The organism is Halobacterium sp. KA-6 (assembly GCF_021029015.1).
Classification (GTDB): domain Archaea; phylum Halobacteriota; class Halobacteria; order Halobacteriales; family Halobacteriaceae; genus Halobacterium.
In genome coordinates this window covers 628415-652505 of sequence record NZ_JAJJZH010000001.1, presented here as the reverse complement: position 1 = coordinate 652505, position 24091 = coordinate 628415, and the positions used below count along the sequence as shown (strand labels likewise).

The 24091-nt window shown below is 68.8% G+C and carries 26 protein-coding genes and 1 pseudogene; 19 read left to right on the top strand and 8 right to left on the bottom strand.

Translation table 11 applies throughout. The features are described 5' to 3' along the window. Positions 1 to 33: 33 nt before the first annotated feature. The 5 genes from ppc to LPA46_RS03610 all read left to right on the top strand — a co-directional run bounded on the left by ppc (position 34) and on the right by LPA46_RS03610 (position 6462). A complete protein-coding gene (gene ppc, locus LPA46_RS03630; protein ID WP_230891421.1) occupies positions 34 to 2715 on the top strand; it encodes a phosphoenolpyruvate carboxylase in 2682 nt (893 codons plus the stop codon). Positions 2716 to 2775: 60 nt separating this feature from the next. Continuing rightward, complete coding sequence (locus LPA46_RS03625; protein WP_230891420.1) at positions 2776 to 3756, top strand: ABC transporter ATP-binding protein; 981 nt, start codon at positions 2776 to 2778, stop codon at positions 3754 to 3756. After that, positions 3753 to 4520, top strand: a complete 768-nt coding sequence (locus LPA46_RS03620) for an ABC transporter permease (RefSeq protein ID WP_230888491.1) — start codon at positions 3753 to 3755, stop codon at positions 4518 to 4520. The genes LPA46_RS03625 and LPA46_RS03620 overlap by 4 nt, the downstream gene beginning before the upstream one ends. Before the next feature lie 30 nt (positions 4521 to 4550). Beyond that, positions 4551 to 5021, top strand: coding sequence for a carotenoid biosynthesis protein (locus LPA46_RS03615; protein WP_230891419.1), 471 nt, complete (start codon positions 4551 to 4553; stop codon positions 5019 to 5021). 160 nt (positions 5022 to 5181) lie between these two features. Then, a complete protein-coding gene (locus LPA46_RS03610) occupies positions 5182 to 6462 on the top strand; it encodes an RNA-guided endonuclease InsQ/TnpB family protein (protein WP_230891418.1) in 1281 nt (426 codons plus the stop codon). A 50-nt stretch (positions 6463 to 6512) separates the two neighbouring features. Here the strand turns inward: LPA46_RS03610 and rtcA are convergent, their stop codons facing one another. After that, positions 6513 to 7532, bottom strand: coding sequence for an RNA 3'-terminal phosphate cyclase (gene rtcA, locus LPA46_RS03605; protein WP_230891417.1), 1020 nt, complete (start codon positions 7530 to 7532; stop codon positions 6513 to 6515). 87 nt (positions 7533 to 7619) lie between these two features. Here rtcA and LPA46_RS03600 point away from each other — a divergent pair, with 87 nt between their 5' ends. Further along, a complete protein-coding gene (locus tag LPA46_RS03600; RefSeq protein WP_230891416.1) occupies positions 7620 to 8177 on the top strand; it encodes a DUF1684 domain-containing protein in 558 nt (185 codons plus the stop codon). 80 nt (positions 8178 to 8257) lie between these two features. Here LPA46_RS03600 and LPA46_RS03595 read toward each other — a convergent pair whose 3' ends face one another. Further along, on the bottom strand, positions 8258 to 9238 hold the full coding sequence (locus tag LPA46_RS03595) for a transcription initiation factor IIB (RefSeq protein WP_230891415.1): 981 nt from the start codon (positions 9236 to 9238) through the stop codon (positions 8258 to 8260). A gap of 333 nt (positions 9239 to 9571) precedes the next feature. Between LPA46_RS03595 and LPA46_RS03590 the strand changes: the two genes are divergently transcribed. Genes LPA46_RS03590 through LPA46_RS03580 form a run of 3 tightly spaced genes read left to right on the top strand, consistent with a single transcriptional unit; the run spans position 9572 to position 12776 of the window. After that, positions 9572 to 10156, top strand: coding sequence for a HalX domain-containing protein (locus LPA46_RS03590; protein ID WP_230888496.1), 585 nt, complete (start codon positions 9572 to 9574; stop codon positions 10154 to 10156). A gap of 4 nt (positions 10157 to 10160) precedes the next feature. Then, the gene (locus LPA46_RS03585) at positions 10161 to 12203 is read left to right on the top strand and encodes a PAS domain S-box protein (protein WP_230891414.1); all 2043 of its coding nucleotides are present in this window, start codon (positions 10161 to 10163) and stop codon (positions 12201 to 12203) included. 45 nt (positions 12204 to 12248) lie between these two features. Then, positions 12249 to 12776, top strand: coding sequence for a response regulator (locus LPA46_RS03580; protein WP_230891413.1), 528 nt, complete (start codon positions 12249 to 12251; stop codon positions 12774 to 12776). Here LPA46_RS03580 and LPA46_RS03575 read toward each other — a convergent pair whose 3' ends face one another. Together LPA46_RS03575 and LPA46_RS03570 are read right to left on the bottom strand one after the other, a co-directional pair. Beyond that, positions 12777 to 13208 (bottom strand): DUF7112 family protein, encoded by a 432-nt coding sequence (locus LPA46_RS03575; protein WP_230891412.1) that lies wholly within the window; start codon positions 13206 to 13208, stop codon positions 12777 to 12779. A 38-nt stretch (positions 13209 to 13246) separates the two neighbouring features. After that, positions 13247 to 13543: a hypothetical protein gene (locus tag LPA46_RS03570; protein WP_230891411.1), complete on the bottom strand. Its 297-nt coding sequence runs from the start codon at positions 13541 to 13543 to the stop codon at positions 13247 to 13249. A gap of 275 nt (positions 13544 to 13818) precedes the next feature. On the opposite strand from LPA46_RS03570, the gene LPA46_RS03565 reads away from it, so the two are divergent. Then, positions 13819 to 14058, top strand: coding sequence for a hypothetical protein (locus tag LPA46_RS03565; protein WP_230891410.1), 240 nt, complete (start codon positions 13819 to 13821; stop codon positions 14056 to 14058). On the opposite strand, the pseudogene LPA46_RS19075 reads toward LPA46_RS03565, so the two are convergent. Further along, positions 14055 to 14652 (bottom strand): annotated as a pseudogene (locus tag LPA46_RS19075) (cyclase family protein). The gene LPA46_RS03565 and the pseudogene LPA46_RS19075 sit on opposite strands and share 4 nt — an antisense overlap. A gap of 94 nt (positions 14653 to 14746) precedes the next feature. On the opposite strand from LPA46_RS19075, the gene LPA46_RS03555 reads away from it, so the two are divergent. Next, positions 14747 to 15049, top strand: coding sequence for a hypothetical protein (locus tag LPA46_RS03555; RefSeq protein ID WP_230891409.1), 303 nt, complete (start codon positions 14747 to 14749; stop codon positions 15047 to 15049). Between the two features lies 1 nt (position 15050). On the opposite strand, the gene LPA46_RS03550 is transcribed toward LPA46_RS03555, so the two are convergent. Together LPA46_RS03550 and LPA46_RS03545 are read right to left on the bottom strand one after the other, a co-directional pair. Beyond that, positions 15051 to 16271, bottom strand: coding sequence for a metal-dependent hydrolase family protein (locus tag LPA46_RS03550; RefSeq protein ID WP_230891408.1), 1221 nt, complete (start codon positions 16269 to 16271; stop codon positions 15051 to 15053). Positions 16272 to 16313: 42 nt separating this feature from the next. Further along, positions 16314 to 17018 (bottom strand): DICT sensory domain-containing protein, encoded by a 705-nt coding sequence (locus LPA46_RS03545; protein ID WP_230891407.1) that lies wholly within the window; start codon positions 17016 to 17018, stop codon positions 16314 to 16316. A 100-nt stretch (positions 17019 to 17118) separates the two neighbouring features. On the opposite strand from LPA46_RS03545, the gene LPA46_RS03540 reads away from it, so the two are divergent. The 6 genes from LPA46_RS03540 (at position 17119) to LPA46_RS03515 (ending at position 20894) form a co-directional block, all read left to right on the top strand. After that, positions 17119 to 17565 (top strand): universal stress protein, encoded by a 447-nt coding sequence (locus tag LPA46_RS03540; RefSeq protein WP_230891406.1) that lies wholly within the window; start codon positions 17119 to 17121, stop codon positions 17563 to 17565. 53 nt (positions 17566 to 17618) lie between these two features. Continuing rightward, complete coding sequence (locus LPA46_RS03535; RefSeq protein WP_230891405.1) at positions 17619 to 17873, top strand: hypothetical protein; 255 nt, start codon at positions 17619 to 17621, stop codon at positions 17871 to 17873. Between the two features lie 35 nt (positions 17874 to 17908). Beyond that, positions 17909 to 18625, top strand: coding sequence for a GAF domain-containing protein (locus LPA46_RS03530; protein WP_230891404.1), 717 nt, complete (start codon positions 17909 to 17911; stop codon positions 18623 to 18625). An 81-nt stretch (positions 18626 to 18706) separates the two neighbouring features. Beyond that, positions 18707 to 19024: a PadR family transcriptional regulator gene (locus LPA46_RS03525; protein WP_230888507.1), complete on the top strand. Its 318-nt coding sequence runs from the start codon at positions 18707 to 18709 to the stop codon at positions 19022 to 19024. Then, positions 19025 to 19744, top strand: a complete 720-nt coding sequence (gene yqeC, locus LPA46_RS03520; protein ID WP_230891403.1) for a selenium cofactor biosynthesis protein YqeC — start codon at positions 19025 to 19027, stop codon at positions 19742 to 19744. A gap of 232 nt (positions 19745 to 19976) precedes the next feature. Continuing rightward, positions 19977 to 20894, top strand: a complete 918-nt coding sequence (locus LPA46_RS03515; protein ID WP_230891402.1) for a sensor histidine kinase — start codon at positions 19977 to 19979, stop codon at positions 20892 to 20894. Positions 20895 to 20910: 16 nt separating this feature from the next. Here LPA46_RS03515 and mobA read toward each other — a convergent pair whose 3' ends face one another. Beyond that, the gene (gene mobA, locus LPA46_RS03510; protein WP_230891401.1) at positions 20911 to 21528 is read right to left on the bottom strand and encodes a molybdenum cofactor guanylyltransferase; all 618 of its coding nucleotides are present in this window, start codon (positions 21526 to 21528) and stop codon (positions 20911 to 20913) included. Between the two features lie 78 nt (positions 21529 to 21606). Between mobA and LPA46_RS03505 the strand changes: the two genes are divergently transcribed. Both LPA46_RS03505 and LPA46_RS03500 read left to right on the top strand, forming a co-directional pair. Continuing rightward, on the top strand, positions 21607 to 23337 hold the full coding sequence (locus LPA46_RS03505) for an aldehyde ferredoxin oxidoreductase family protein (protein WP_230891400.1): 1731 nt from the start codon (positions 21607 to 21609) through the stop codon (positions 23335 to 23337). Next, a complete protein-coding gene (locus tag LPA46_RS03500) occupies positions 23334 to 24041 on the top strand; it encodes a DUF7124 domain-containing protein (RefSeq protein ID WP_230891399.1) in 708 nt (235 codons plus the stop codon). Before LPA46_RS03505 ends, LPA46_RS03500 begins: the two co-directional genes overlap by 4 nt. The last annotated feature ends 50 nt before the right edge of the window (positions 24042 to 24091 follow it).

Genomic DNA, 24091 nt, shown 5'->3' with positions numbered 1-24091 from the left:
GTTTTGAAAACCCCGCACGACCACCTGTGTGGTATGGATTTGCACAGCAGGAGCGTCCGCGAGGACGTCCGTGAACTCGGTGCCACGCTCGGCGACGCGATGCGCACCCACGAGTCGCCGGCGGCCTACGACGCCGTCGAGGCCGCGCGCACGGCCGCCATCGACTACCGACGCGGCGACAGCGACGACCGCGACGCCCTCCGCGAGGTCGTCGCCGAAGCCGACGTGGACGGCTACGAGGACCTCGCGCGGGCGTTCGCTGGCTACTTCGAACTCGTGAACCTCGCGGAGGAGCGCGAGCGCGTGCGCGAACTCCGCCGCAGCGAGGCCGAGGGCACGCTCGCGGACAGCGTTCGCGGAGCGGTAGACGTGCTCGCCGATGCGGGCGCGAGCGCAGACGACGTCGCCGGGATTCTCGACGACGTCCACGTCGTGCCGACGTTCACCGCGCACCCGACCGAAGCGCGGCGGAAGACCGTCAAAGCCCACCTCAAGCGCATCCGCGAACTGCTCGAGGAACTCGACGAGCGCCGGCTCACGCCCCGCGAGCGCGAGCGGACGTGGCGGCGCATCGAGGCGAACGTCGAGTCGCTGTGGACGACGCGGCGCGTGCGCGAGCGCCAGCCGACGCCGTTCGACGAGGCGCGCGACGTCCAGTTCTACCTCGCGAACGCCGTCTACGACGTCGTGCCGGAGGTGTACGCGGACCTCGACGACGCGCTCGCCGAGCGCTACGACGACCCGCCCGAGATTCCGGAAGTGCTGGCGTTCCGGTCGTGGGCGGGCTCGGACCGCGACGGCAACCCCTACGTCACCGTGGAGACCACCGAGCGCGTACTCGACCGGCAGCGCCGGCTCGTCACCGAGCGCTACCTCGACGACCTCGACGACCTGCTCGGCGCGCTCTCGATGGACGGCACGCGCGTGGACAGCGAGGCGGCCGCGGACCTCCTCGACGAGGCCAGCGAGGACGTGCCCCGGGTCGTCGACCAGGTCGCCGAGCGCTACCCGGACGAACTGTTCCGGCAGGTCGTCGCCGTCGTGCAGGAGCGCGTCGACCGCGTGACCGACGTCCAGCCGGGCGGCTACGCGGACGCCGAGAGCCTGCTTGAGGACGTTCGCGCGCTCGAAGCCGGCCTGCGGGAGGCCGGGCTCGGGAAGGTCGCCGACGAACACGTCGTGCCGTTCGTGCGGCGCGTGGAGACGTTCGGCTTCCACCTCGCGGCCCTGGACCTCCGCGACCACCGCGAGAAGCACACGCACGCGGTCGGAGAGGCGCTCGACCGCGAGGGCATCGACTACGCGGGGATGAGCGAGGACGAGCGCGTGGAGTTCCTCACGGAAGCCGTCCTGCAGGACGACCCCGTGGTGGACCTCGAAGACACCGAGGGCGTGGACGACGAGACGGCGCGCGTGCTCGGGCGCTTCGACGCGCTCGCGGACTGGCACCGCGAGTACGGCCCGGACGCCATCGACGCGTACTGCATCAGCATGACCGAGGAACCGAGTCACGTGCTGGAGGTCGTCTTCCTCGCGGACCAGGCGGGCGTGCTCTCGCTGCCCGACCACGCCGGCCTCGACGTGGTACCCCTCCTGGAGACGCGGTCGGCGCTGTCGAACGCCCGCGACATTCTCGGAACGCTGTTCGAGAACGAGGCGTACGGCGCGCTCGTAGAGGCCCGCGACAGCACACAGGAGATCATGCTGGGATACTCTGACTCCAACAAGGAGAACGGCTTCCTCGCGGCGAACTGGCAACTGGACCGCGCGCAGCGCCGACTCGCCGCCATCTGCGACGACCACGACGTCGACGTGCGCTTCTTCCACGGGCGCGGCGGCTCCATCTCGCGGGGCGGCGGCCCGATGAACGAGGCGCTGCTCGCGCTCCCCAAGGAGACGGTGACCGGCGACGTGAAGTTCACCCAGCAGGGCGAGTCCATCGCGGAGACGTACGGCAACCCCCGCATCGCGGAGCGCGAACTCGAGCAGATGCTGAACGCCCAAGTGCGCGCGCGCCACGCCGCCATCGCCGAGGACAACCCGGACGTCCCCAACGAGTGGGTCGACGCGATGGAGGAGATGGCCGAGACCGCGCGCGAGGCGTACCGCGACCTCCTCGACTCGGAGGGGTTCGTCTCGTACTTCGAGGCGATAACGCCCATCGACGTCGTCGAAGACCTCAACCTCGGGTCGCGGCCCGCCTCCCGGACGGGCGAGCGTGCCGTCGAGGACCTGCGGGCGATTCCGTGGGTGTTCTCGTGGACGCAGACGCGGTGTGTCATCCCCGGCTGGTACGGCCTCGGCGCGGGCCTCGCGGCCTGCGAGGACGACGACCTCCTCGCGGAGATGTACGAGGAGTGGCCGTTCTTCCGGACGACGCTGGACAACGCGGCGCTCGCGCTCGCGCGCAGCGAACCCGAAATCACCCACGAGTACGCCGCGCTCGCGCCCGACGACCTCCGCGAGCGCTTCCAGCCGCGCATCGACGACGAGTACGAGCAGGCCCGCGACGAGGTGCTGTCGGTGACGGGCCGCGACGACCTCGTCGACCGCGCGTGGCTCCGCGAGAGCCTCGACCGCCGCAACCCCTACGTCGACCCGCTGAACTTCCTGCAAGTGGAGCTCCTGGACCGCAAACACCGGAGTCCCAGCGCCGAGCGCGCGCTCCGGCTCTCCGTGATGGGCGTCGCCGCGGGCATGCAGAACACGGGCTGACCCAGAACCGGCCGCCGACTTCCGTGGCCTTAACCGCGTCACGTGCCTTCCGTATTTTAAATGCCGCCAGCGATACGCACCGACGACCTCGTCAAGGAGTACGGGGACGTCCGCGCGCTCGACGGCCTCTCGCTGTCCGTTCCCGAGGGCTCCTTCTTCGGGTTGCTCGGGCCGAACGGCGCGGGGAAGACGACGTTCATCAACACGCTCGTCGGGCTCGCCCGCAAGACCAGTGGCACCGCCGAAGTGTTCGGCCACGACGTCGAGGACGACTACCGGGAAGCCCGGGACGCCATCGGGCTCGCGCCCCAGGAGTACAACGTCGACCGCTTCTTCCCGATTCGCGAGGTGCTGATGCACAAGGCCGGCTACCACGGCGTCTCCGACGAGGAGGCCGCCGAGCGCGCCGCCGAAGCCCTCGAAACCGTCGGACTGGGTGGGAAGGCCGAGACGCGCTTCGACTGGCTCTCCGGCGGGATGAAGCGCCGGTTCATGCTCGCGCGAGCGATGGTCACCGACCCCGACCTCCTCATCCTCGACGAACCCACCGCCGGGGTGGACGTCGAATTGCGCCACGACCTCTGGGAGGTCATCCGCGGACTCAACGACGACGGTACCACCATCCTCCTCACCACGCACTACATCGAGGAGGCCGAGCGCCTCTGCGACGAGGTCGCCATCATCGACTCCGGGCAGAAAGTGACCGTCGCGACGCCCGACGACCTCACCGAGCGCGGCACCGACGAGGTGACGCTCACGCTCGACGCCGCGCCCGCGGCGACACCGACCATCGACGACGACCGCGTCGATAGGGTGACCGTCGACGGGAGCACGCTGACGCTGCGCGCGAGCAGCGGGAGTGAAGTCGTCCCGGTCGCCATCCGCCAACTGGAGGCCGCGGGCCACCGCGTCCTCGACGTCGACGTCGCGCGCACCAGCCTCGAAGACGTCTTCGTGGACATCACCCGCACCGGCGGCGACGCCACCGACGGCAGCAGCGGCGACCACGAGGACAGTGAGAAACAGGAGGTGGCGCCGTGAATCTCTCGACGGGACTGAAGGCGCTGACGCGCCGCGAGATTCTGCGGTTCGTCCGCCGGCCGTACAACACGTTCCTGCCGCCGCTCATCACGAACGTACTCTACTTCAGCGTGTTCGGCGTCATCCTCGGCGCACGCATCAGCGACATCGGCGGCGTCCCCTACATCCAATTCATCCTCCCCGGGCTGGCCGTGCTGGGCGCGGTCTCGAACGCCTTCGAGAACGCTTCCTTCTCCATCTTCCACGGGCGCTGGAACGAGTACATTCACGAAGCGCTCACCAGCCCGATGGCGTACTGGGAGATGGTCGTCGCGTACGTCGTCTCCTCGGCGCTCCGTGGCGTCCTCATCGGCATCCTCATCGCCGTCATCGGCGCGCTGTTCACGCCCGTCCGAACGCTCGCCCACCCGTTCTACGCGGTGGCGTTCCTCGGGGTCATCACCACGCTGTTCGCGGCGTTCGGCGTCATCGGCGGGCTCGTCGCGGAGGACTTCGACCACCTCACGGTGCTCAACCAGTTCATCCTCCGGCCGCTGGTGTTCTTCGGCGGCGTCTTCTACAGCCTCGACGCCCTCGACGGGCTCGCGCGCACCGCGAGCTACCTGAACCCGATGGTGTACATGGTCAACGGCGTGCGCTACGGCATCATCGGCGTCTCCGACATCGAGCCCGACACCGCGCTCGTCGTGCTGTCGGCGCTCACCGTGGTCGTGCTCGCTATCGACGTCTGGCTGTTCCAGCGCGGCTACGGCCTCACCGACTAACTTTTTCCGACCCGCGTTCTCGCTTGCTGCATGCCGAGCAATCGCGCGTTCGCTACCAGCGTCGCTGCCGTCGGCCTCGTCGCATTCGCGCACGCCGTGCTGACGTGGCCGCCGGTCGCCGTGCTCGCGTTCTTCGGCGGCGGCGCTGCCGTCGCGTTCGTCGCGGAAGCAGTCGTCATCAATCTGGGCTGGCTCGAACACCACGTCGGCCCGAAAGTCCTCGGCGTCCCGGTCTACGTGCTGTTCGGGTGGACGGGCGCCGTCTACGTCGCGTTCCGCGCGGCGCTCCTCGTCACCGAGGGCTGGCTGGCAGTCGCGCTCGCGGCCGTACTCGCAACTGGTTACGACGTGCTCGTCGACCACCGCGGCGTCGCAGACGGCCGCTGGACGTACACCGACGACCTCCCCGGGCCGCGCGTCCGCGGGGTGCCGTGGTGGAACTTCGCCGGCTGGCTCGCCATCAGCGCCGTGACTGCCGGGCTCGCCACGCTCGTCCTGTAGAAAGGAGCCGCGGTTACGGAAGTGCAAGGAGAAAGCCTCGCCCTTCAGAGCGGGGATCAATCCGACAATCGACTACACAATTCACCGTTCGATTGCACGGCAGGATATTCCACGTTGCGTCATCCACATCTTCAAGTGAGTTTGACTACATAGATTACGTATGGCGAAACAGGTCGTCACCCGCACCTACACTGCTTCCATACGGAACCAGCAACAGGTGTCTGACGACCTTGATTCGCTCGGGTTCTCGGCCTCGAAACTCTGGAACGTTGGGCGGTGGGTCTGCGACCGTGTGTGGAATGAAATCGGCCACATTCCCAGTCACAACGAACTCACCGCGTACCTGAAGTCACACGAACGCTACGATGACCTGCATTCTCAGTCAAGTCAGCGAGTCCTTCAAGAACTCGCTGAGGCGTTCAACGGCTGGTACGGCAAACGGCGCAACGGAGACACGCGGGCGAACCCGCCGAAGTACCGCAAACACGGTGACGAACACCCGCGAAGCACGGTCACATTCAAAGCCGCTGGCTTCAAACTCGACACCGAGTACGGGAGAGTCAGACTTAGCAAAGGCTCGAACCTCAAGGAGTATTGGTCGGACTTCATCCTCTGCGAGTATCAGACTCAGCCTGGCGTTGATCTCTCCACCGTGGAGAGCGTACAACAAGCCAGAGCCGTCTGGACTAGTGACGAGTGGGAGTTGCACTTCGTGTGCAAGGTCGAAATCGAGGTTTCTGAAGCACCCGGTGAGAAAACCGTGGGTGTTGACCTCGGTATCAACAACTTCGCCGCGCTCGCCTACGAGGACGGTCACAGCGAACTGTACCCGCTGAACTGTTTGAAGCAGGACGACTACTACTTCAGCAAACGCATCGCTCGCTGTGATGACTCCGATTCCGAGCAGGCCACGCGGTTGAACCAGAAGAAGTCGGCTCGGCGCACCCACTACTGCCACACCCTCTCCAAGCACATCGTCGAACGGTGCGTAGACAAAGGTGTGGGAACGATCGTGGTGGGCGACCTCTCCGACATCCGCGAGGATGAGGAGAACGGCGAGTCGAAGAACTGGGGCAAGCACGGAAACCTCGACCTGCACTCGTGGGCGTTCAACCGCTTCACCTCGATGCTTGAGTACAAAGCCGAGGTGGAAGGCATCACGGTCGAGCAAGTATCGGAGCGTGATACGTCGAAGTCGTGTTCGTGCTGTGGTCGGAAGCGTGGCGCGAACCGTGTGGAGCGCGGGTTGTACGTCTGTGACGAGTGCGAGACGGTGGCGAACGCGGACGTGAACGGTGCTGAGAACATTCGGCAGAAAGTATCTCCGAGTTCACCGAATCTGTCGGTGAATAGGAGTAACGGCTGGTTGGCACAGCCATCGACGTACCTGTTCGATTCAGAGAGCGGCTGCTTCGCACCGCGAGAACAGGTCACGTCGTAGACCACAATATCCCAACGCGGGAATCCTCGCCCTTCAGGGCGGGGAGGATGTCAAGCCGACAGCAGGACCGTGTCGCCGTCTTCCTCGACGTTCACGTCGTAGCCGAACTCCGCGAGGAGGTCGATGCAGGTCTCGACGTGCGTCGTCACTTCGGGCGCCCGGACTTCGCCGCCCGCGAGCGCGACGAACGGGAGCAGCTGGTCGGCGAGGTACTCGTCGACGGCAGCGTCGCCGTCCTCGAACGCCTCGAAGCGCTCGACGGCCTTCTCGCCGACCGTCTCGGGTTCGACGCCCATCTCGCCGAGCTCCGCGAAGCCCGCGCGGGAGTGTTCGTACTCGGCTGCGAGCACGAACGCCGACCCCGAGCAGTCCGCCTCGACGTACTCGGTCTCGACGTCGGCCGCGTCGGGCGCGGGCTCGGCCTGGCGCTCCGCGACGTCGTCCTCGGCCTCGGACTCCTCGGCGACGGAGTACGCGGTCAGCGACTCGCGCTCGCCGCGTTCGGTGACGTCGAGGGCGTCGAGCGTGGACGGCTCGATGGTCAGCGTCGCCTTCCCGCCGCCGCGCGGGTAGAAGCCACGGCGATTCAGGGTGACGTCAGCGTCGAGGCCGTGCTCCTGCAGGACGGGGAGTTTGACGTGCTGGAAGTAGTCGAACGGCGGCGCCCACTTCGCGTCGGTGCCGCCCTCCAGGCGGGCCGTGAAGGACTCGTCGAGCGCGATGGCGACCGGGAGCAAGGCGTCGAACACCAGCGGGACGCTGCCCGCGGTGCCGACTTCCACGGAGACGCTCCCGCCGAGAACCCCCTGGTCCGCCGGGTCGGCGTCCTCGTCGATGTCCTCGTTCGGCTCGAACGTGAACGACTCCGACCCCACTTCGACGCCCCCCGTCTCGGCGTTGCAGACGGCCGCGACTGCTTCGATTGCCGCGCAGTGCTGGGCCTGCAATCCCGGGTTCGCGCGAGCGCGCCGGACGTGTCGCATCCGGAACGGTTCGCCTGTGACCGCGGACAGCGCGAGCGCGGTGCGGACCAACTGGCCGCCGCCCTCGCCCCCGTCGAGAATGTTCATACCGGTACGAGACGTTCGGAGGTGAAAAGGGATTCGTCACCTCGCGGAGTCGCCACAGTTACCACGCTCCCAGCCACACCACCAGCCATGACCGACGAGCCCGCGTTCGACGAAGCGGCGTGGCGCGAGCGCGTTCACGAGCACCGCGCCGAGAAAGACGAGTTCTTCGCGGAGCACCCGCAGTCCCCGATTCCAGTCGGCGACCGCGAGGACTTCGACGGGCTGTCGTACTTCGAGCCCGACCCCGACTACCGCGTCGTCGCACGCTTCGGACGCGCGCAGAACCCCGAGCCGGTCTCGCTGGAGACCACGCAGGGCCCGCCCGCGGAGTACGACCGCGTCGGCGTACTCGGGTTCACGCTCGACGGCGAGCACCGCACCCTCGAAGCGTTCCGCGTCGAGGGCGAGGACTCGCTGTTCGTGCCGTTCGCCGACGAGACGAACGGCGACGAGACGTACCACCGCGGCCGCTACCTCGACGTGGACGCCGCGGACGCCGAACAGGGCGACGACGTCGTGGTGGACTTCAACCTCGCGTACAACCCCTTCTGCGCGTACGCCGACCATTTCTCGTGTGCGCTCCCGCCCGCCGAGAACCGTCTCGACGTGGCGGTTCGAGCGGGCGAGAGAGCCTACGACGCGTAATCGGCGAGCCGCCGGCTACGCGGCGTGAAGAACAGAAAAACCGTCAGCAGTGACGCCACCAGTGACCGCAGTCGGCCGCGTTAGGCCGCGACTTCAGTCGCTTCCAGGAGCTCCTGGTAGCGGTTCCGGATGGTGACCTCGCTGACGTCCGTGACCTCGCTGACCTCGCTCTGGGTCACCTTGTGGTTGGTGAGCAGGCTCGAGGCGTAGATCGCGGCGGCCGCGAGACCGACCGGCGACTTCCCGCTCGTGACGCCGTCCTCTTTGGCGTTGTCGAGCAGTTCGCGGGCGCGGCGCTCGACCTCGTCCGGGAGGTCGAGTTCGGAGGCGAACCGCGGGACGTAGCTGGCGGGGTCGGCGGGCGCGACTTCCAAACCGAGTTCGCGGACGATGTAGCGGTACGTTCGCTTGAACTCCATCGCGTCAATGCGGCTGACGTTGGCCACTTCGTCGATGGAGCGCGGCGTCTGCATCTGCCGTGCGGCGGCGTACAGCGCGCTCGTGGCGACGCCTTCGATGGAGCGGCCGGGGAGCAGGTCTTCGCTGAGGGCGCGGCGGTAGATGACGGAGGCCGTCTCGCGGACCTCCTTCGGGAGGCCGAGCGCGGACGCCATCCGTTCGATCTCGCCGAGAGCCTGCTTGAGGTTACGCTCCTTGCTGTTGCGGGTGCGGAAGCGCTCGTTCCACTTGCGGAGCCGCTGCATCTTCTGACGCTGGCTGCTGGACAGGGAGTTACCGTAGGCGTCTTTGTCCTGCCAGCCGATGTTCGTCGACAGCCCCTTGTCGTGCATCATGTTCGTGGTCGGGGCGCCGACGCGGCTCTTGTTGTCCTTCTCGGTGGAGTTGAACGCGCGCCACTCGGGGCCGCGGTCGATGCTGTCCTCCTCGATGACGAGGCCACAGTCCGCACAGATGGACTCGCCGTGTTCCTCGTCATTGACGACGCGGCCGCCACACTCGGGGCAGCTGAGCCGCTCGTCGGAGGACTCTACCTCGGACTCGGATTCGTTCTCGTTCTGCTGTCGGTCACTGGAGTACGTACGGATTGTGGTGTCACTCATGATGGTGGAAACGTCGGGTGGAGGGCGCACGAGGCTGCCCGACTCGTCGTACTCAGTAGTAGGAGCGATAAGTACTTAAACCTTTTGCAGTTTTGCGCATCGTTGACACACTCTCTTTCGGCCACAGAGACGAAAAGAAGCGAGAATAACCGACTTTTGGGGACACCTAACGATTCGGCCACGATAACCGAAGGGTAGGGAGGATACTGAAAGGTGTTTCGGTGGTAGTCAGTACCACGACCGGTGCCGTCGGAGTATTTTGAGGGGAAAGTGCCGACTGGAGAAACCTTTAACACGGGTGACTATCGATACAGCACAGACCGACTCCCACGCATGACAGACGAAGGGGCACGCGTACTCGTGGTCGACGACGACGAAGCGCTCACCGACGTGTACGCCGAGTGGCTCTCCGAGCGGTACGCCGTCCAGACCGCGACCACCGGCGAAGCCGCCCTGCGCGACCTCGACGACGGCGTCGACGTCGTGCTCCTCGACCGTCGGATGCCGGGGCTCTCCGGCGAAGACGTCCTCGACCGCATCCGCCACGCGGAGTACAACTGCCGCGTCGCGATGGTCACGGGCGTGCGCCCGAACACCGACGTCGTCGAATTGGGCTTCGACGAGTACCTCCTCAAGCCCGTCGACCGCGACGACCTCCACGACGTCGTCGACACCCTCCTCGACCGCTCCGCGTACGACGACCGCCTCCAGGAGCTGTACGCCCTCGCCTCGAAGCGCGCGCTGCTCGAATCCGAAGCCGAGGACGGCGACCTCGAATTGGACGAGTCCTACCAGGAGCTCGTCGCTCGCATCCAGGAGCTCCGGGACCGCATCGACGACACGATGGACGGCTTCGGGTTCGACGACTTCCGCGTCGCGTTCCGCGACGTCCCCGACCGGAACACGGGCAGCGACTGACCAGATGTCGCCGGAGCGCCCTCTCGTCGGCACCGTGACGCGAGCCGTCCAGCGAGCCGACACGGTCCCCGCCCTCCGAAGTGGCGTCTGCGACGCTGTCGTCGACGCCGGCCACGAGTTCGCCTGCTTCTGTGGCACCGACGGTGACTCCGTGACGGCGAGCAAGGCCGCAGTCGAACCGCCCGACCCACAGACCGTCACGCCGACGTTCCGGAGCGCAGCGAGCGGTCCGACCCCGTCCGGGTCCGACGAGGGAGGCGGCGTGTCCGAGCCACTCGACGACGCACACGCACCGACGGCGGACGAACGCACCGTGACGTGGGTCGCGTACGACGACGCGTACGCCGCCGCAGTCCCCGTCGTGGACGCCGACGACTACTACGGGACGCTCGCGTTCGGGCCGGACGGGCGCGCCGACACCGACGCCGAGCGCGAGCGCCTCGCCACCGTCGGCAGAGTCGTCGGCCAGGGGTTCACGCGGCTGGACGCCGTCCGGGAGCGCGACCGGCTGCGGGACTCCCTCCAGACCGAGCGCCGGCAGTTCGAGAAACTCCACAGCGTCGCCGCCGGGATGGTCGGCTGCGAGGACGCCACGAGCATCTACCACCTCGCCATCGACGCCGCCGAGAACATCCTCGAATTCGACGTCTGCGGCATCGACGTCGTCGAGGACGGCTACCTCGTCCCGAAGGCCACCTCCACCGAGTTGGAGCCCGAGGACTCCCAGCGCCTCCCCGCCGACACCGGTATCGCCGGACGGACCTACCAGGAGAACACCTCGATGGTCGTCGACGACGTCGGCGACCACGACGACGCCGAGCCCGCCAACCCCGAGTACACGGCCGTGTTGAGCGTGCCCATCGACGACGTGGGCGTGTTCCAGGCCGGCTCCCGCGAGCACGGCGCGTTCTCGCAGACGGACGCCGAACTCGTCGAACTGTTGATGGCGCACGTCTCCGCGACGCTCCGGCGACTGCGCTCGGCCGACGCGCTCCGGGAGAGCGAGCAGAAGTACCGGACGCTCGTCGAGCAGAGCCACGACGCCGTCGTCACGTACGCCGACGGCGAGCTCTCGTTCGCCAACGAACGCGCGTCGGCGCTGTTCGGGCGCTCCCGCGAGGAACTCCTCGCCGCCGACGCCTGCGAGCTGTTCCACCCCGAGGACCGCGTGAAAGCCGAACGCGTCGCCGGCGAACTGACCGCGGCGGCCGGCCGCCGGCAGACGTTCGAGAGCCGCATCCGGCGACCCGACGGCGGCGTGCGCTTCTGCGAATTCAGCGCCACGAGCATCGACTACGAGGACGACGTGGCGGTGCTCGCCTCGATTCGGGACATCACCGAGCGCAAGGCCCGCGAGCGCGAACTCGAACGGCAGAACGAGCGCTTGGACGAGTTCGCGAGCGTCGTCAGCCACGACCTCCGCAGCCCCATCAACGTCGCGCGCGGGAGCCTCGACCTCGCGACGGACACCGGCGACCACGACCACCTCGACCGCGCCAGCAGCGCCCTCGACCGCATGGAGGGCCTCGTCGAGGACGTGCTGGAACTCGCCCGGCAGGGCCGGCTCGTCGACGAAAGCGAGCGCGTCGCGCTTGCCGACGTCGCGACGGACGCGTGGGACTGCGTCGGCGCAGGAGACGCGACGCTCGCGGTCGAAACCGACGACAGCGTAGAAGCGGACGCCTCGCGGCTCCAGGAGTTGTTCGAGAACCTCTTCCGAAATGCTGTGGAGCATGGCTCCACGAACCCTCGTTCGCACGCTCACGAGGACGCTGTCGAGCACGCCGGGGACGGCGTCTCGGTCACAGTCACGTCGCACGCGGACGGCTTCGCCGTCACCGACGACGGCCCGGGACTGCCCGAGGGCAGCCACGACGAGGTGTTCGAGCGCGGGTACACGTCCGTGGACGGCGGCACCGGGTTCGGGCTCGCAATCGTGGAGCGCATCGCCGACGCCCACGGCTGGACCGTCGAGGCCGTTCCGCCAGACGAGGGCGAGCCGGAGCGCGGTGCCCGGTTCGAAGTTACCGGCTGTCGTGGCGAGTAGGACAACACTTACAGCACCTGACGTTGGCTGTCAGTACGACTAGCCATGAGCCGGGGGCGTGACGACGCGACTGTGCTCGCCGTCGACGACCTGCAGGACTACCTCGACGTCTACGAGCACCGACTCGGCGACCGGTACGACGTGCGGACGGCCAACGGCGGCGAGGCGGCGCTGGACGCGCTCTCGTCGGACGTGGACGTCGTGCTCCTCGACAGGGACATGCCCGACGTCTCGGGCGACGACGTGCTGGCGGCGATTCGGGAAGCCGACTACGACTGCCGGGTGGCGATGGTGACGGCGAACGAGCCGGACGAGGACATCGTCGGACTCGGCTACGACGCCTACCTCAGAAAACCCGTCTCGGCAGACGACTTGACCGACGTCGTCGAGCGCTTGCGCTCGTTGTCAGCGTACGTCGACGCCGTCGAAGCGTTCCACGAGACCAGCGAGCGTCGCGCGGCGGGCGAGCACGACGACGCCGAGCGCGTGCGCGAACTCCGCGAGCGCGCCGACGACATCGCGGACGGCTTCGACGCGCGGGACTACCGCATCGTCTTCCGCGACCTAGAGTGATTACTCGTCGAGGGAGTCGGCGATGGCCGAGAGGCTCGAATCCGGCGGCTGGGTCGCGGCGTACGTCGCGGACTCGCCGGGGACGCGGACGCCGTACTTGAAGCCGGGTTCGACGACGTCGACGTGCACGGAGCGCCCGGCCTCCAGCGGGCCGTCGTCGAGCCACTCCGCGAGGTGGTTGGTGGCGCTCCCGGGGTCGCGGGCGAGCGACGGCGTGTCGTACGCGCCGCGAATCACGGGCGTGCCGTCGTCGTGGTGGCGGAGCTGCACGTGGTACTCGTCGCCGTCGAGAACGATACGAACGACCTCGCCAGCGGGGAAGTCGTCGGCGGCGTCCGCGGGCAGGCGGAGTTCGTGGCGGCGCGTCCCCCCGGCGCGGGCGACGGTCCCGGTCACCGTCTCGACGGTCTCCTCGGAGACGTAGTCGGGCATACGCGAACGGACGGCGCTCGCGCCTAAAAGCCGGGCGGTTACTCGTAGTCGTGGCGGCGCTGCTGGATGGCCCCGAACAGCCTGATGACGCCGCCGAGTAGCGCGCTACAGGCGGCGAAGATGATAGTGAACCAGATGGCAATCGAGAGCAGTATCTCGACGTTCGGGCCGCTGGCCACCCGCCGTGCGAGCACGCCGCCAGCGAGCACGACGGCGTAGAACGCCGCGACTTTGAGCGGGAGGGCGTTCTGCTCGACGAATCGCCCAACTCCCGCCGTCCCCGTGCCGGCCGCCGTACCGTGGGCTCCGCGGTTCTCGGAGTCGAAGCGAGACATCGTGTATCCGGTCGTGAGTGGCGTCTCGCGGAAGAGGGTTGGGTCGAGTTGTGCGCGACCAACCCGTTACAAACTACAGCCGAACGGCCGCCGAAACGAACGGGCGAGCGAACCGCCGCGTTGCGCCGGCCGAACGCGCCGGATTGTCGGCGCTCACAGCGCACCCGGAAGCGAGCGTGGCTACGAAGCCTGATAGGTCGCTTTGCGGGGATGCCGTCGCGGTCGGCGAACGCGCAAAGGGTGGGCTTTTGGTTACCGCTCGCGAACAACCGACTATGGACGCGCCGATACCGACGCCGACCGACGACGCCGGCGGGAGCCGGCGGTACGCGTTCCTCGCCATCCTCCCGTTCCTCCTACTCGGCATCGCGGACGTCGTCCTCCTGCTCGTCTGGGGGTTGAACCCGCTGTGGGGGTTCGTCATCCTCCCGCCGATTCTGTTCATCAGCGTGCTCGGCTGGATTGCGTTCAAGTCCGGGTTCGTCGAGGACCGCGGCACCGCCGACCAGGCCTAGTCGTCGGCGACCGCTCGCACGGGCGCGCCGTCCGCGTCCACGGGCAACGGGTACGCGCGAATCGTGCATCGCTGTGGGAGCGCGTCGAGGTTCCGTAGATTCTCTAGAATCAGTCGCTCGTCGCCGAGCAGCGCGTGGTGAGCCGGATAACCCGTCGGCTCGTCGTCCGTCGCACGCTCGGAGGCCGACGTGACAGTCGAGGGCCGCACAGCGCGCTGCCGCGCTCGTAGTGAGGTAGGGGTGGTCGAAGTAGCGCTGGTCGCCCCAGTGCTCGCTCCAGCCGGTGCGGAAGACGACGAGGTCGGCGTCGGTGTCGGGGACGCGGTCGGCGGGAATCGGCTCGCGCGCGCCGAACGCCGTGCAGTCGACGGTTCGCGCGTCGAACGCGAACGTCTCGACGTCGTACGCGCCGAGCGTCGCGCCGTCGGCGAGCAGGTGCGCGGGCGCGTCGACGTGCGTCCCCGAGTGCGTCGAGCACGCGACTTCGGCGACCCGGTAGCCGTCCGCCTCGAAGGTCGCGTGCGGCGTCATGGACGCCTGCGGGTCGCCGGGGTACCGCAGCCCGGAGCCAATTTCGTGCGTGAGGTCCCACATGGCGACGGCTACCACCGCCGCGGGGTAAACGTTCGCGGTCGTGCGTTCGTGTAAAATCAGTAAACATTAAGCCCGCGCTCGGGCAGTACGACGTATGGGACTGGTCGCCGGCGCGCTCTACGGCGCTCTCGGGGTCGTGCTCGTCGGCGGCGGACTGGTGCTGCGCCGCCAGAAGTCGATGGACGACGTTCCGCTGTACGACCCCGACGCCGCCGACGACCCCGCCGCGCTCGCGCGCCTGCTCGGGCTGTCGCTTGCCGTCTTCGGCCTCGTCACGCTCGCGTTCGGCGTCGCGGAGACGTTCGACCGCGCGACCGGCGTCGTCGTCGGCGGCTACGCGCTCGTCGTGCTGTTCGTCGCGCTCGTGACGGCCGTGCGCTCCCGGCGCTACGAGTGACTCAGACGTCCAGCCGCCGACCGTCCACGTAGGTCTCCTCGACGCGCCGCACCGCCGAGATGTCTGCCAGCGGGTCGTCCGCGAGGACCGCGAAGTCCGCGCGAGCGCCCTCCGTCAGCGTCCCGACATCGTTCCGCGGGAGGGTGCGCGCGGCGACCCGCGTCCCGGCCTGGATGGCGTCCATCTCCGAGAACCCGATTTCGTCCACGAGTAGCTCCATCTCCAGGGCGTTCTCGCCGTGCGGGACCAACTCCGGCCCCATGAAGTCCGTGCCGGCGGCGATGGCGGTGTTCGCCTCGTACGCGCGCTCGACGGCTTCGACGTGGGCGTCGCGCGCTTCGAGAGCCTTCTCCAGCGCCCACTCGGGGACACCGTGGTCGCCGCCGCGCTCGGTGATGCGGTACATAATCGAGAGCGTCGGGACGAACGTCCCGCCGCACTCCTTCAGGAGGCTGACGCAGTCGTCGTCCAGGTAGAAGCCGTGCTCGATGGTAGTCGCGCCGTTCCGCAACGCGGCCCTGATGCCCGCGCTGCCCTGCGCGTGGGCGGCGACGTCGACGCCGGCGCGGTCGGCCTCCCGCGTCATCGCCGTGATTTCGTCGTCCGTGAATTGGCGGCGGTCGGGGGCGTCGCGCTCGCTCAACACGCCGCCCGTGGTCATGATTTTCAGGCAGTCGACGCCGTCCCGCACTCGCTTGCGGGCTTCCCGCCGGCACTCGTCGGCGCCGTCCGCGAGCGTGGACAGCGGCGTGCCGTCGGCGACCCACTCGTGGGGGAGCCCGTGGATGTCACCGTGGCCGGCGGTCTGGGAGATAGCGCGCCCGCTCGTAAACACGCGCGGGCCCGAAACCTCGCCGTCCGCGACCGCCTCGCGGAGCCCGAGGCCGACCGTGCTGCCGAGGTCGCGGACGCTCGTGAACCCCGCGTCGGCCAACTTCCGCAGGTCCGCGGTGGCGCGGGCGGCCGCCAGCGAATCAGGTGTGGTCGTCCAGTCGGCGACGTCCATCGAGCGCGCGCCCTGGAGGTGGACGTGGGCATCGACGAACCCCGGGACGACGGTACGGTCCGGGAACTCGACGTGCTCGGTGTCTGGTGGCGCGTCGACGGACTCGCGGGGACCGGCCGCGGCGATAGTGCCGTCGTCCTCGACGACGAGGCGGGCGTCGTCCACGGCGTCGTCGCGTTGGCCGTCGACGAGTCGTGCGACGTCGAACACTCGCATGGCCGGGCGTTCGCGCGCCACCGGGAAAGCGTTACCCTCCGTTCAGGCCGAGCGCCGCGCGGCGCCGAGCGCGTCCAGCGCGTCGTCGACGAGGCTCGTGTCGTACGTCCAGAAGCCGTAGAAGCCGTCGCTGTGCTCCTCCGCGAGCAGCGCGCACGCCTGCCGTGGGTCGTCGCCGCCGTCGAAGACCACGAACCACGACGACGTGACGTCCGGAATCGCGCTGCCGTGGAAGGTTACGTCGTCGGGCACGTCCACGGTGTCGTCGGGGACGCCGTAGACGTGGACGTCGAGGTCGGTGCTGGCGAGGCGCTCGTAGGTGCCGCGCTCGCCCGCGAAGTTCGACAGCCGCTGGAAGCCCGCGAACAGCCGGCCGTCGCCCGTGCGCCACGCGCGGTCCTCGATTTCGCGGGAGGCTTCCAGCATCTGACGGCGGTTGTACGACGTGAACGTGGTGCGGTCGAGGTGTGAGAGGAGGCGGCTGTACGCGGCGTCCTCGCCGACCGAGCGCGGACTCCCGTGGGTCAGCGAGCGGAGCGCGTCGATGCCGACCGCGGTGAGGAACTCGCCGTCGTCGGACAGCACCGCGTGCTCGGGGTCGCTGCCGGCGTCGGCTTCCTCGATGGCGACGTTCTGGGACGCGAAGTACTCCCGGAGTTCGGGCACGACGTCCGTCCCCGGTTCCGTGTACACCGTGAGCGTCTTCTCGCGCCCCCGGACCGTCGCCACCACCTCGCGGAGGCTCATACTCCGACCGTTCCACCCCTAGTACAAATGCGTTCGGCTGCCGTGTGCCGACCCGCAAGGGCCCGCGAGATTTATGGTGGGACGCCGACGGCGGTGGAACATGGAACGCGCCATCGCCGTCGTGGAAGCCTCCGACTCCGCGAGAGCCCTCGTCGAAGAAGCCGGCGAACTCGCCGCGGGCGTCGACGCGGAACTCCTCCTGGTCCACGTGACGACCGACGACGAGTACGCCGAGCGGCGCGAGTCGATGATGAGCGTCCCGAGCCTCGACGTCAACTACACCGTCGACGAGGCCCGCGACGGCGCCGAGAAGTTCGCGGACGACGTCGGCCGCGACGTCCTCGCCGACGTTGACGTCGACTACGAGCCGGTCGGACGGCTCGGCGAGAAGGGCGACGAGATTCTGGCGCTCGCCAAGGAGCGCGACGCCGACCACATCTTCCTCGCCGGCCGCAAGCGCTCGCCTGCTGGAAAAGCCATCTTCGGGGACGTCACGCAGCGCATCATCCTCGAATTCGACGGCGCTGTCACCGTCGTCACGACGTGAATTGGGACCCGCTCGACGATAGTGTTATGTGGTAGCACGACCCATGATTCGGTATGCACGAGGCAGCGCCGGGCCGACCAGCGTGGAGTCGCCCCGCGGACATCGCCATCCTGACGTTCCTCGCGGGCCGCAGCGCCGAGTACCCCGCCATCGTCGCGAACCGCATCGGGATGCACACGCCGTACGTCGAGACTCGCTTCGAGGCGCTCGCCGAGCGCGACCTCGTCGAACCCGTCACCGGAGAGGTCGTCTACCGCATCACCGAGCGCGGGGAGCGCGCGCTCGACGCCGGCGTCTTGCCAGAGTGAACGGCCATATACGTCCCCGCGCCGAACGTCACAGTATGAACCACGAGTCCTACCTCCGGGCCGTGGACCTCCCGGAGTACACCGACCACGCGACGAACGCCGCCGAACGCGGCGCGGCGCTCGTCGCCCGCCCGCCACACGCGACCGTCGACGCCGACACCGTCGAGGACTGCTACGTCTACCCCGTCCCCGAACTCGGGCCGGACGGGGCCTGTGGCGTGGGCCTCGCGGACGAACCGTACAACCTCGCGCCCATCTGCGGGCTGGAGTACGAGCCCGAACGCCTCCGCGACCACCCCAACACCGCACGCCTGGTCGCGCTCGACGAGACGGTGCGCCGGCTCGCCGAGGAGACCAACCCCGACTGGCTCGGCGTCTACCGCCGCGCCACCAACCCCGACGGCGAGGAAGTGCTCGTCAAGGAGGCGTACGTCGGCGAGCACTCCCGCGCGGAGTTCCCGCTCACCGAGTCGTTCGCCGAGCGCTCGAACAATACCACCGTCGGGCTCACCGGCGAAGCCGTGCTAGTCGAGGACGTCGGCGACTACGACGGCCCGTACTACGAGTGCGACGACAGCGTCCAGAGCGAGTTCTGCTGCCCCATCCTCGCGGACGGCGACGTCGTCGGTATCATCGACGCCGAGGCCCACGAACCGAACTTCTTCACGCCCGACCGCGTGCTCGCCATCGCTGGCGCGTGCGCTGCGCTCGCCGAATCGGACCTCCTGACGCCGCCGCGAGTCGAGGCCTGATTCGACCGCTCTCGCGGGTTTTTCCGAGACGGCGTGGCCACCGAACTTAATACGATACCGGACCTCGCTGCAACCAGAACCATGGACGACCTCACCGGCTTCCAACGCGACCTCCTCGTCGTGACGGCGGGCCTCGAGGACCCCAACGGGCTCGACATCAAGGACGAACTCGAACAGTACTACGAGTCGGACATCAACCACGGCCGCCTCTACCCGAACCTCGACACGCTCGTCGAGAAGGGGCTCATCGAGAAGGGGCAGCACGACGAGCGCACCAACGAGTACGGGGTCACCCCGCGAGGGGACCGCGAACTCCGCGCGCGCCGCAAGTGGGAGAATCGCTACGTACAGGATGTCGTCAAGGAACTCGACGACGACCACCTGCTACTGGCAAACTGAATGGAGCTCGCTGACGCCGTCGACGCCGAGGGAGTCGTCTGCGCGGTCGGGGCGGGTGGGAAGAAGTCGCTGTTGTACGCGCTCGCCGGACGGGTCGACCGCGCGGTCGTCACCGCGACCGTCCGCATCCCGATTTTCGACGAACACGTCTCGCAGGTCGTCGTCACGGACGACCCGGCCGCCGCCGTGCACGAATCGACCGAGTGGCCGCTCGGCGTGGTCCCCGAGCGCGAGCGCGAGGACCGCTACCGCGGCTACGAACCGGAGCGAATAGCGAGCATCGCCGACGCGAACGCGAACGCCGTCCTCGTGAAAGCCGACGGCGCGCGCACCCGCCGGCTGAAAGCGCCCGGCGAGCACGAGCCACAGATTCCGGACTGCGCGGACGTCGTGGTGCCAATTGCGAGCGTGCGCGCGGTCGGCGAACCGCTCTCGGAAGCCGTCGCCCACCGCCCCGAGCGCGTCGCCGCCATCACCGACCTCTCGGTCGGCGACGAGATTCGCCCCGAAGACGTCGCACGCGTGCTCGCCCACCCGGAAGGCGGGATGAAAGACGTTCCCGAGGGCGCGACCGTGATTCCGCTCGTGAACATGGCCGACGACGCCGCACTCGTCCAGACCGCCACCGAAATCGCCGAGGGTGTCCACGACCGCGTGGACGTGCCCCGCGTCGTCGTCACGTCGCTGAAAGCCGACGACCCGGTGAAGACCGTCGTCTAGCGGCCGTTCGTCCGTTCTCGTTGTTCGTCTTCCGGGATAGTCTTACGCGCTAACAGTACGAATCCTGCACAATTATTTATGTGGCTGGCCGCCGTGTTGATCGTATGGAAGGCGACGCGCTCGACCAGCAGGCGGACTTCCGGTCGCTGGTCGACCACCTCGACGGCGTCGCGGTCTGGGTCGCGTCCGAACGGGGCGACTTCGACTACATCAGCGACGGCTTCGAGGACGTGTGGGGAATCCCGCCCGAGGAAATCGAGAACGAACCGGGCGGCTCGTCGAGACGATTCACCCCGACGACCGCGAGCGCGTCCGCTCGAATCTCGAACAGGCCGACCCGGACGAAATCGAGGACACCTACGAGGGTCGCATCGTCCGCCCGGACGGGTCGGTGCGGTGGCTGCAAAACCGCCAGATTCCGGTTCGGGACGCCGAGGGGAACGTCGTCCGGGTCGTCGGCATCTCGACGGACATCACCGAGCAGAAGCGCCGCGAGAACGAACTCGACGCGCTCAACCGGATTCTCCGCCACGACATCCGCAACGACGTGAACGTCGTCGCCGGGTGGGCAGAACTACTCGAGCCCCACGTCACCGAGGAGGGACGCCCACACCTCGAGCGAATCGCCGACGCCGCCGAGCACGTCCTCGAACTCACGGAGATTGCCGGTGAGTACGCGAAGACGGTGACCGACGACCAAGACCTCGAAACGAAGCCGGTTTCGCTGCGCGAGACGCTCCAGCACGTCCTCGACGTCCGCCGCGAGTCCTACCCCGACGCCACGTTCGTCGTCGACGGGGAGATACCGGACGTGGACGTGACGGCCAACGAGATGCTGGGGTCCGTGTTCCGGAACCTCCTCAACAACGCCGTCGAGCACAACGACACCGACGACCCCGCCGTCGAGATACGCTGCGAGACGGCTCCCGACGCCGTCCACGTCCACGTCGCGGACAACGGCCCGGGTATCCCGGACCACCAGAAGCAGATAATCTTCGAGGAGGGCGAGAAGGGGCTCGGGAGTTCTGGCACGGGGATGGGACTACACCTCGTCCAGACGCTGGTCGAACAGTACGACGGCGACGTTCGGGTCGCGGACAACGACCCGACTGGCAGCGTCTTCTCGGTCACACTGCCGCGAGCGACGTAATCCGGACCCGTAGGGACTACTGCGGGGCGAACCGCTCGGCCGCGGCTTCGACGGCTTCGCGGGTGTTGAGGTTCTCGAAGGATTCGAGGTCGCCAGCCGCCGCCACGTCGCGCTCCGGGACCGCGACCCAGTCCAGCGATTCGAGCGGCGCGAGAATCTTGCGGTCGCCGCGGTCGAGGGCGTCCGCGCAGGCCGCGGCCATCGCGTCGGCGCGGTAGACTGCTTGCGTCGTCTGGTACCAGCCGTCGTCCATCTCGGGGACGGCGGCGTCGTGGCCGGCGGCGCGGTCGAAGAGGAGGTCGACGACGGCCGGGTCGACGAACGGCATGTCGCAGGCGACGACGAGCGCGTACTCGCCGCCGGCTTCCCGGAGACCCGCGGCGATGCCCGCCATCGGCCCCTCGTCGGGTTCGGGGTCCTCCGCGACCTTCACGGGGTTCGAGTAGCCGTCGAGAGCGTCGCGGTGAGGGCCGCGCTGGTCGTCGCGGCAATTCACGACTAGTTCGTCGGTGACGTCGGCGAGGCGGTCGGCGACCCGGCGGAGCATCGGCGTCCCGGCGAGGTCGGCCAGCGCCTTGTCGCCGTCGCCGTACCGGGTCGAGCGGCCACCCGCGAGCACGACTGCTGAGCGCACGAGAGAAGGTCGGCGCGCCAGTCGCTTGAACGCTCCGGAGCGACAATGCTTAACCCCGCGCAACCGTTGCCTTCGGGCATGGTCGGGGACCACGTGTTGCGCGTGCGGCTCGGCGAGGGGACCGTGTCGCGCGAGGAGATTCCGCCCGAGTGGCGACAGCGCTACGTCGGCGGGAAGGGCCTCGCCGCGCGCTACCTGCTCGCGGACACCGACGCGGGCGTCGACCCGCTCGGCCCCGAGAACCTGCTCGCGTTCGCAGTCGGCCCGCTCACCGGGCGTGCGCCCGGCGAACCCCGGTTCGCCGTCGTGACGAAGTCCCCGCTCACGGACGCGTTTCTGGACTCGTACGCCGGCGGCGACTTCGCCGCGCGGCTCGCGGGCAGCCTCGACGACTGTCTGCTCGTCCTCGTCGAGGGGGAGCGCGACGAACCGGGCGTCCTCGTCGTCGAAGACGGCACCGCACACATCGAGGATGCGCCCGAACTCGCGGGGATGGACGCCGCCGAGACCGACGCCCAGTATCCGGACGCGGCGGTCGCGTGCGTCGGCCCTGCGGGCGAGCACGGCGTCCGGTTCGCGACGGTCGCGACGGACGGCGGGGACCACCACGCTGGTCGCGGCGGCGCGGGCACCGTGATGGGCGCGAAAGGACTGAAAGCCGTCGTCGCGCGCGGCGACGCACCCAAGACCCCGTCGGAACTGGAAGCCGCGAACGAGGAGTTCGCGGACGCGGAAGTCGGGCGCTGGCAGGCCGCCAGCGAGACCCTCGAATCCGTCGACTTCGCCGACGAAGTCGGCGCGCTCCCGACGCGGGGCTGGCAGTCGGGGACGTTCGACGGGGCCGACGACGTCGGCATCGAGGCCGTCCGCGAAGCCAGCGTCGGGCGAGAGCGACCCGGCGAGGCCGTGCCGGGCGGGTTCCGCGTGCCCGACGGCGACGGCGAGACGGTCCCTCGGGGCGCGGCGTCCATCACGCTGGGCGCCGGCCTCGGCATCAGAGACTTCGACGCGGTCGCGGAGTTAGGTGGACTCTGCGACCGCCTCGGTGTGGACGTCATCAGCGCCGGGAGCGCGGTCGCGTTCGCCGCCCGGGCGAGCGAGCGCGGCGCCCTCGACAGGGACGTCGACTTCGGCGACCCCGAGGGCGCGCGGCGGCTCATCCGCGAGGTCGCTACCCGGGAGACGGACCTCGGGGACGCGCTCGCGGACGGCGTCGTCGCGGCCGCCGACCGACTCGGCTTCGACCAGTTGATTCCCGCGGTGAAGGCGATGGAACTCCCGACGTACGACCCGCGGGCGGCCCCCGCGATGGCGCTGGCGTACGCGACCAGCGACCGCGGGGCGTGCCACCGGCGCGCTCGCCCCATCGAGGAGGCCGCCGTCGCCGCCGAGTCGTGGAGCGACGCGGACCGCGTGCAGGCCGTCGTCAGCGAGCAGAACGCCCGGAGTGCGCGCTGGTGTCTCGTTGCCGACGACTTCGCGGGCGAAGCGGCACCCGAGCAGGGCGCGCGCTGGCTGCGCGCGGTCGGCGTGGACGCCACGGCGGAGTCGCTGGCCGACCTCGGCGAGCGCGCGTGGAACCTCACGCGGCTGTTCAACGTCCGCGAGGGCCACGACCGGCAGGACGACGCGCTCCCCGAGGCGATGACCGTGCCGCTGCCGGACGGCCCCGCGGAGGGCGCGGCCGTCGACCGGGAGCGGTTCGACGCGATGCTAGACGCGTACTACGACGCCCGCGGCTGGTCGGCAGCGGGTGTCCCGACCGAGGCGACGCTGGACCGACTCGACTTGACGGAGGTTACACAGTGACAGAACGAATCGACCTAGACGACGTCGAGGTGGAGACCGAGGAAGACGAGGGCAACGACGGCGACTGGCTGTGGCGCGAGGACGCGTCCGACGACATCGACGGCGACGTCGGTGGCACGGCCGCCGACAGCAGCAGCGGCGGCGGGACGGCGACGGAACCCAGCAGCGACGACGCTGCTGCGGAGTCGTCCGGCGACTCGCAGGGCGACCGTATCCCGCACGTTCCCTACGAATCCTCGAACAGCCCCGCGGGCATCCCGAAAGAGCACGGTGGCTCGGGCGGCGGCGCGGGCCCCGCGGAGGACCGCGCGGAAGCGCCCGAGGCCAGCGGGCCGCACGGCGGGGGCGTCGACGAGATGGCGACCGCGTACACGTACGAGGCCGTCCAGCGCCTCGTCGACCCGCGCATCGCGCTCGCGGAGACGAACGAGTGGTCCGACTGGGTGGGGCTGGTGGGCGACATGCCGGCGCACGCCATCAACTCGTTCCTGCGCGAGCACCAGCTCGACATCGACTTCTTCAACGGTTCCGGGGACGGCCCCGCCGAGCGGCTCGCGGCCATCGGCGAACACTCGATGTTCTACTCCGAGCGGATGGTCGTCGTCGGCGTCGAGGGCGAGGAGTGGATTGCCGAGGAAGCCGGCTGGGAGTTCGTCGACCTCGCCGACGCCGCGGAGAGTGCTGGCTGGGAACTCGACGACTGACGGCGGCTGGGAGTGACGTTCCGAGGGGGAATGATTTTTTACGCGAGAGC

Excerpts from the sequence above, each read along its gene's own strand:
- LPA46_RS03535 (WP_230891405.1), top strand. The coding sequence starts at position 17,619 with ATGCACGAGGCAGCGCCGGGCCGACCAGCGTGGAGTCGCCCCGCGGAC.
- LPA46_RS03540 (WP_230891406.1), top strand. The coding sequence starts at position 17,119 with ATGGAACGCGCCATCGCCGTCGTGGAAGCCTCCGACTCCGCGAGAGCC.
- rtcA (WP_230891417.1), bottom strand. The coding sequence starts at position 7,532 with ATGAACATTCTCGACGGGGGCGAGGGCGGCGGCCAGTTGGTCCGCACC.
- LPA46_RS03550 (WP_230891408.1), bottom strand. The coding sequence starts at position 16,271 with ATGCGAGTGTTCGACGTCGCACGACTCGTCGACGGCCAACGCGACGAC.
- LPA46_RS03570 (WP_230891411.1), bottom strand. The coding sequence starts at position 13,543 with ATGTCTCGCTTCGACTCCGAGAACCGCGGAGCCCACGGTACGGCGGCC.
- LPA46_RS03615 (WP_230891419.1), top strand. The coding sequence starts at position 4,551 with ATGCCGAGCAATCGCGCGTTCGCTACCAGCGTCGCTGCCGTCGGCCTC.
- LPA46_RS03625 (WP_230891420.1), top strand. The coding sequence starts at position 2,776 with ATGCCGCCAGCGATACGCACCGACGACCTCGTCAAGGAGTACGGGGAC.
- LPA46_RS03580 (WP_230891413.1), top strand. The coding sequence starts at position 12,249 with ATGAGCCGGGGGCGTGACGACGCGACTGTGCTCGCCGTCGACGACCTG.
- LPA46_RS03555 (WP_230891409.1), top strand. The coding sequence starts at position 14,747 with ATGGGACTGGTCGCCGGCGCGCTCTACGGCGCTCTCGGGGTCGTGCTC.
- yqeC (WP_230891403.1), top strand. The coding sequence starts at position 19,025 with ATGGAGCTCGCTGACGCCGTCGACGCCGAGGGAGTCGTCTGCGCGGTC.
- LPA46_RS03565 (WP_230891410.1), top strand. The coding sequence starts at position 13,819 with ATGGACGCGCCGATACCGACGCCGACCGACGACGCCGGCGGGAGCCGG.
- LPA46_RS03595 (WP_230891415.1), bottom strand. The coding sequence starts at position 9,238 with ATGAGTGACACCACAATCCGTACGTACTCCAGTGACCGACAGCAGAAC.
- LPA46_RS03530 (WP_230891404.1), top strand. The coding sequence starts at position 17,909 with ATGAACCACGAGTCCTACCTCCGGGCCGTGGACCTCCCGGAGTACACC.
- LPA46_RS03575 (WP_230891412.1), bottom strand. The coding sequence starts at position 13,208 with ATGCCCGACTACGTCTCCGAGGAGACCGTCGAGACGGTGACCGGGACC.
- LPA46_RS03600 (WP_230891416.1), top strand. The coding sequence starts at position 7,620 with ATGACCGACGAGCCCGCGTTCGACGAAGCGGCGTGGCGCGAGCGCGTT.
- ppc (WP_230891421.1), top strand. The coding sequence starts at position 34 with ATGGATTTGCACAGCAGGAGCGTCCGCGAGGACGTCCGTGAACTCGGT.
- LPA46_RS03545 (WP_230891407.1), bottom strand. The coding sequence starts at position 17,018 with ATGAGCCTCCGCGAGGTGGTGGCGACGGTCCGGGGGCGCGAGAAGACG.
- LPA46_RS03525 (WP_230888507.1), top strand. The coding sequence starts at position 18,707 with ATGGACGACCTCACCGGCTTCCAACGCGACCTCCTCGTCGTGACGGCG.
- LPA46_RS03590 (WP_230888496.1), top strand. The coding sequence starts at position 9,572 with ATGACAGACGAAGGGGCACGCGTACTCGTGGTCGACGACGACGAAGCG.
- LPA46_RS03585 (WP_230891414.1), top strand. The coding sequence starts at position 10,161 with ATGTCGCCGGAGCGCCCTCTCGTCGGCACCGTGACGCGAGCCGTCCAG.
- LPA46_RS03505 (WP_230891400.1), top strand. The coding sequence starts at position 21,607 with ATGGTCGGGGACCACGTGTTGCGCGTGCGGCTCGGCGAGGGGACCGTG.
- LPA46_RS03610 (WP_230891418.1), top strand. The coding sequence starts at position 5,182 with ATGGCGAAACAGGTCGTCACCCGCACCTACACTGCTTCCATACGGAAC.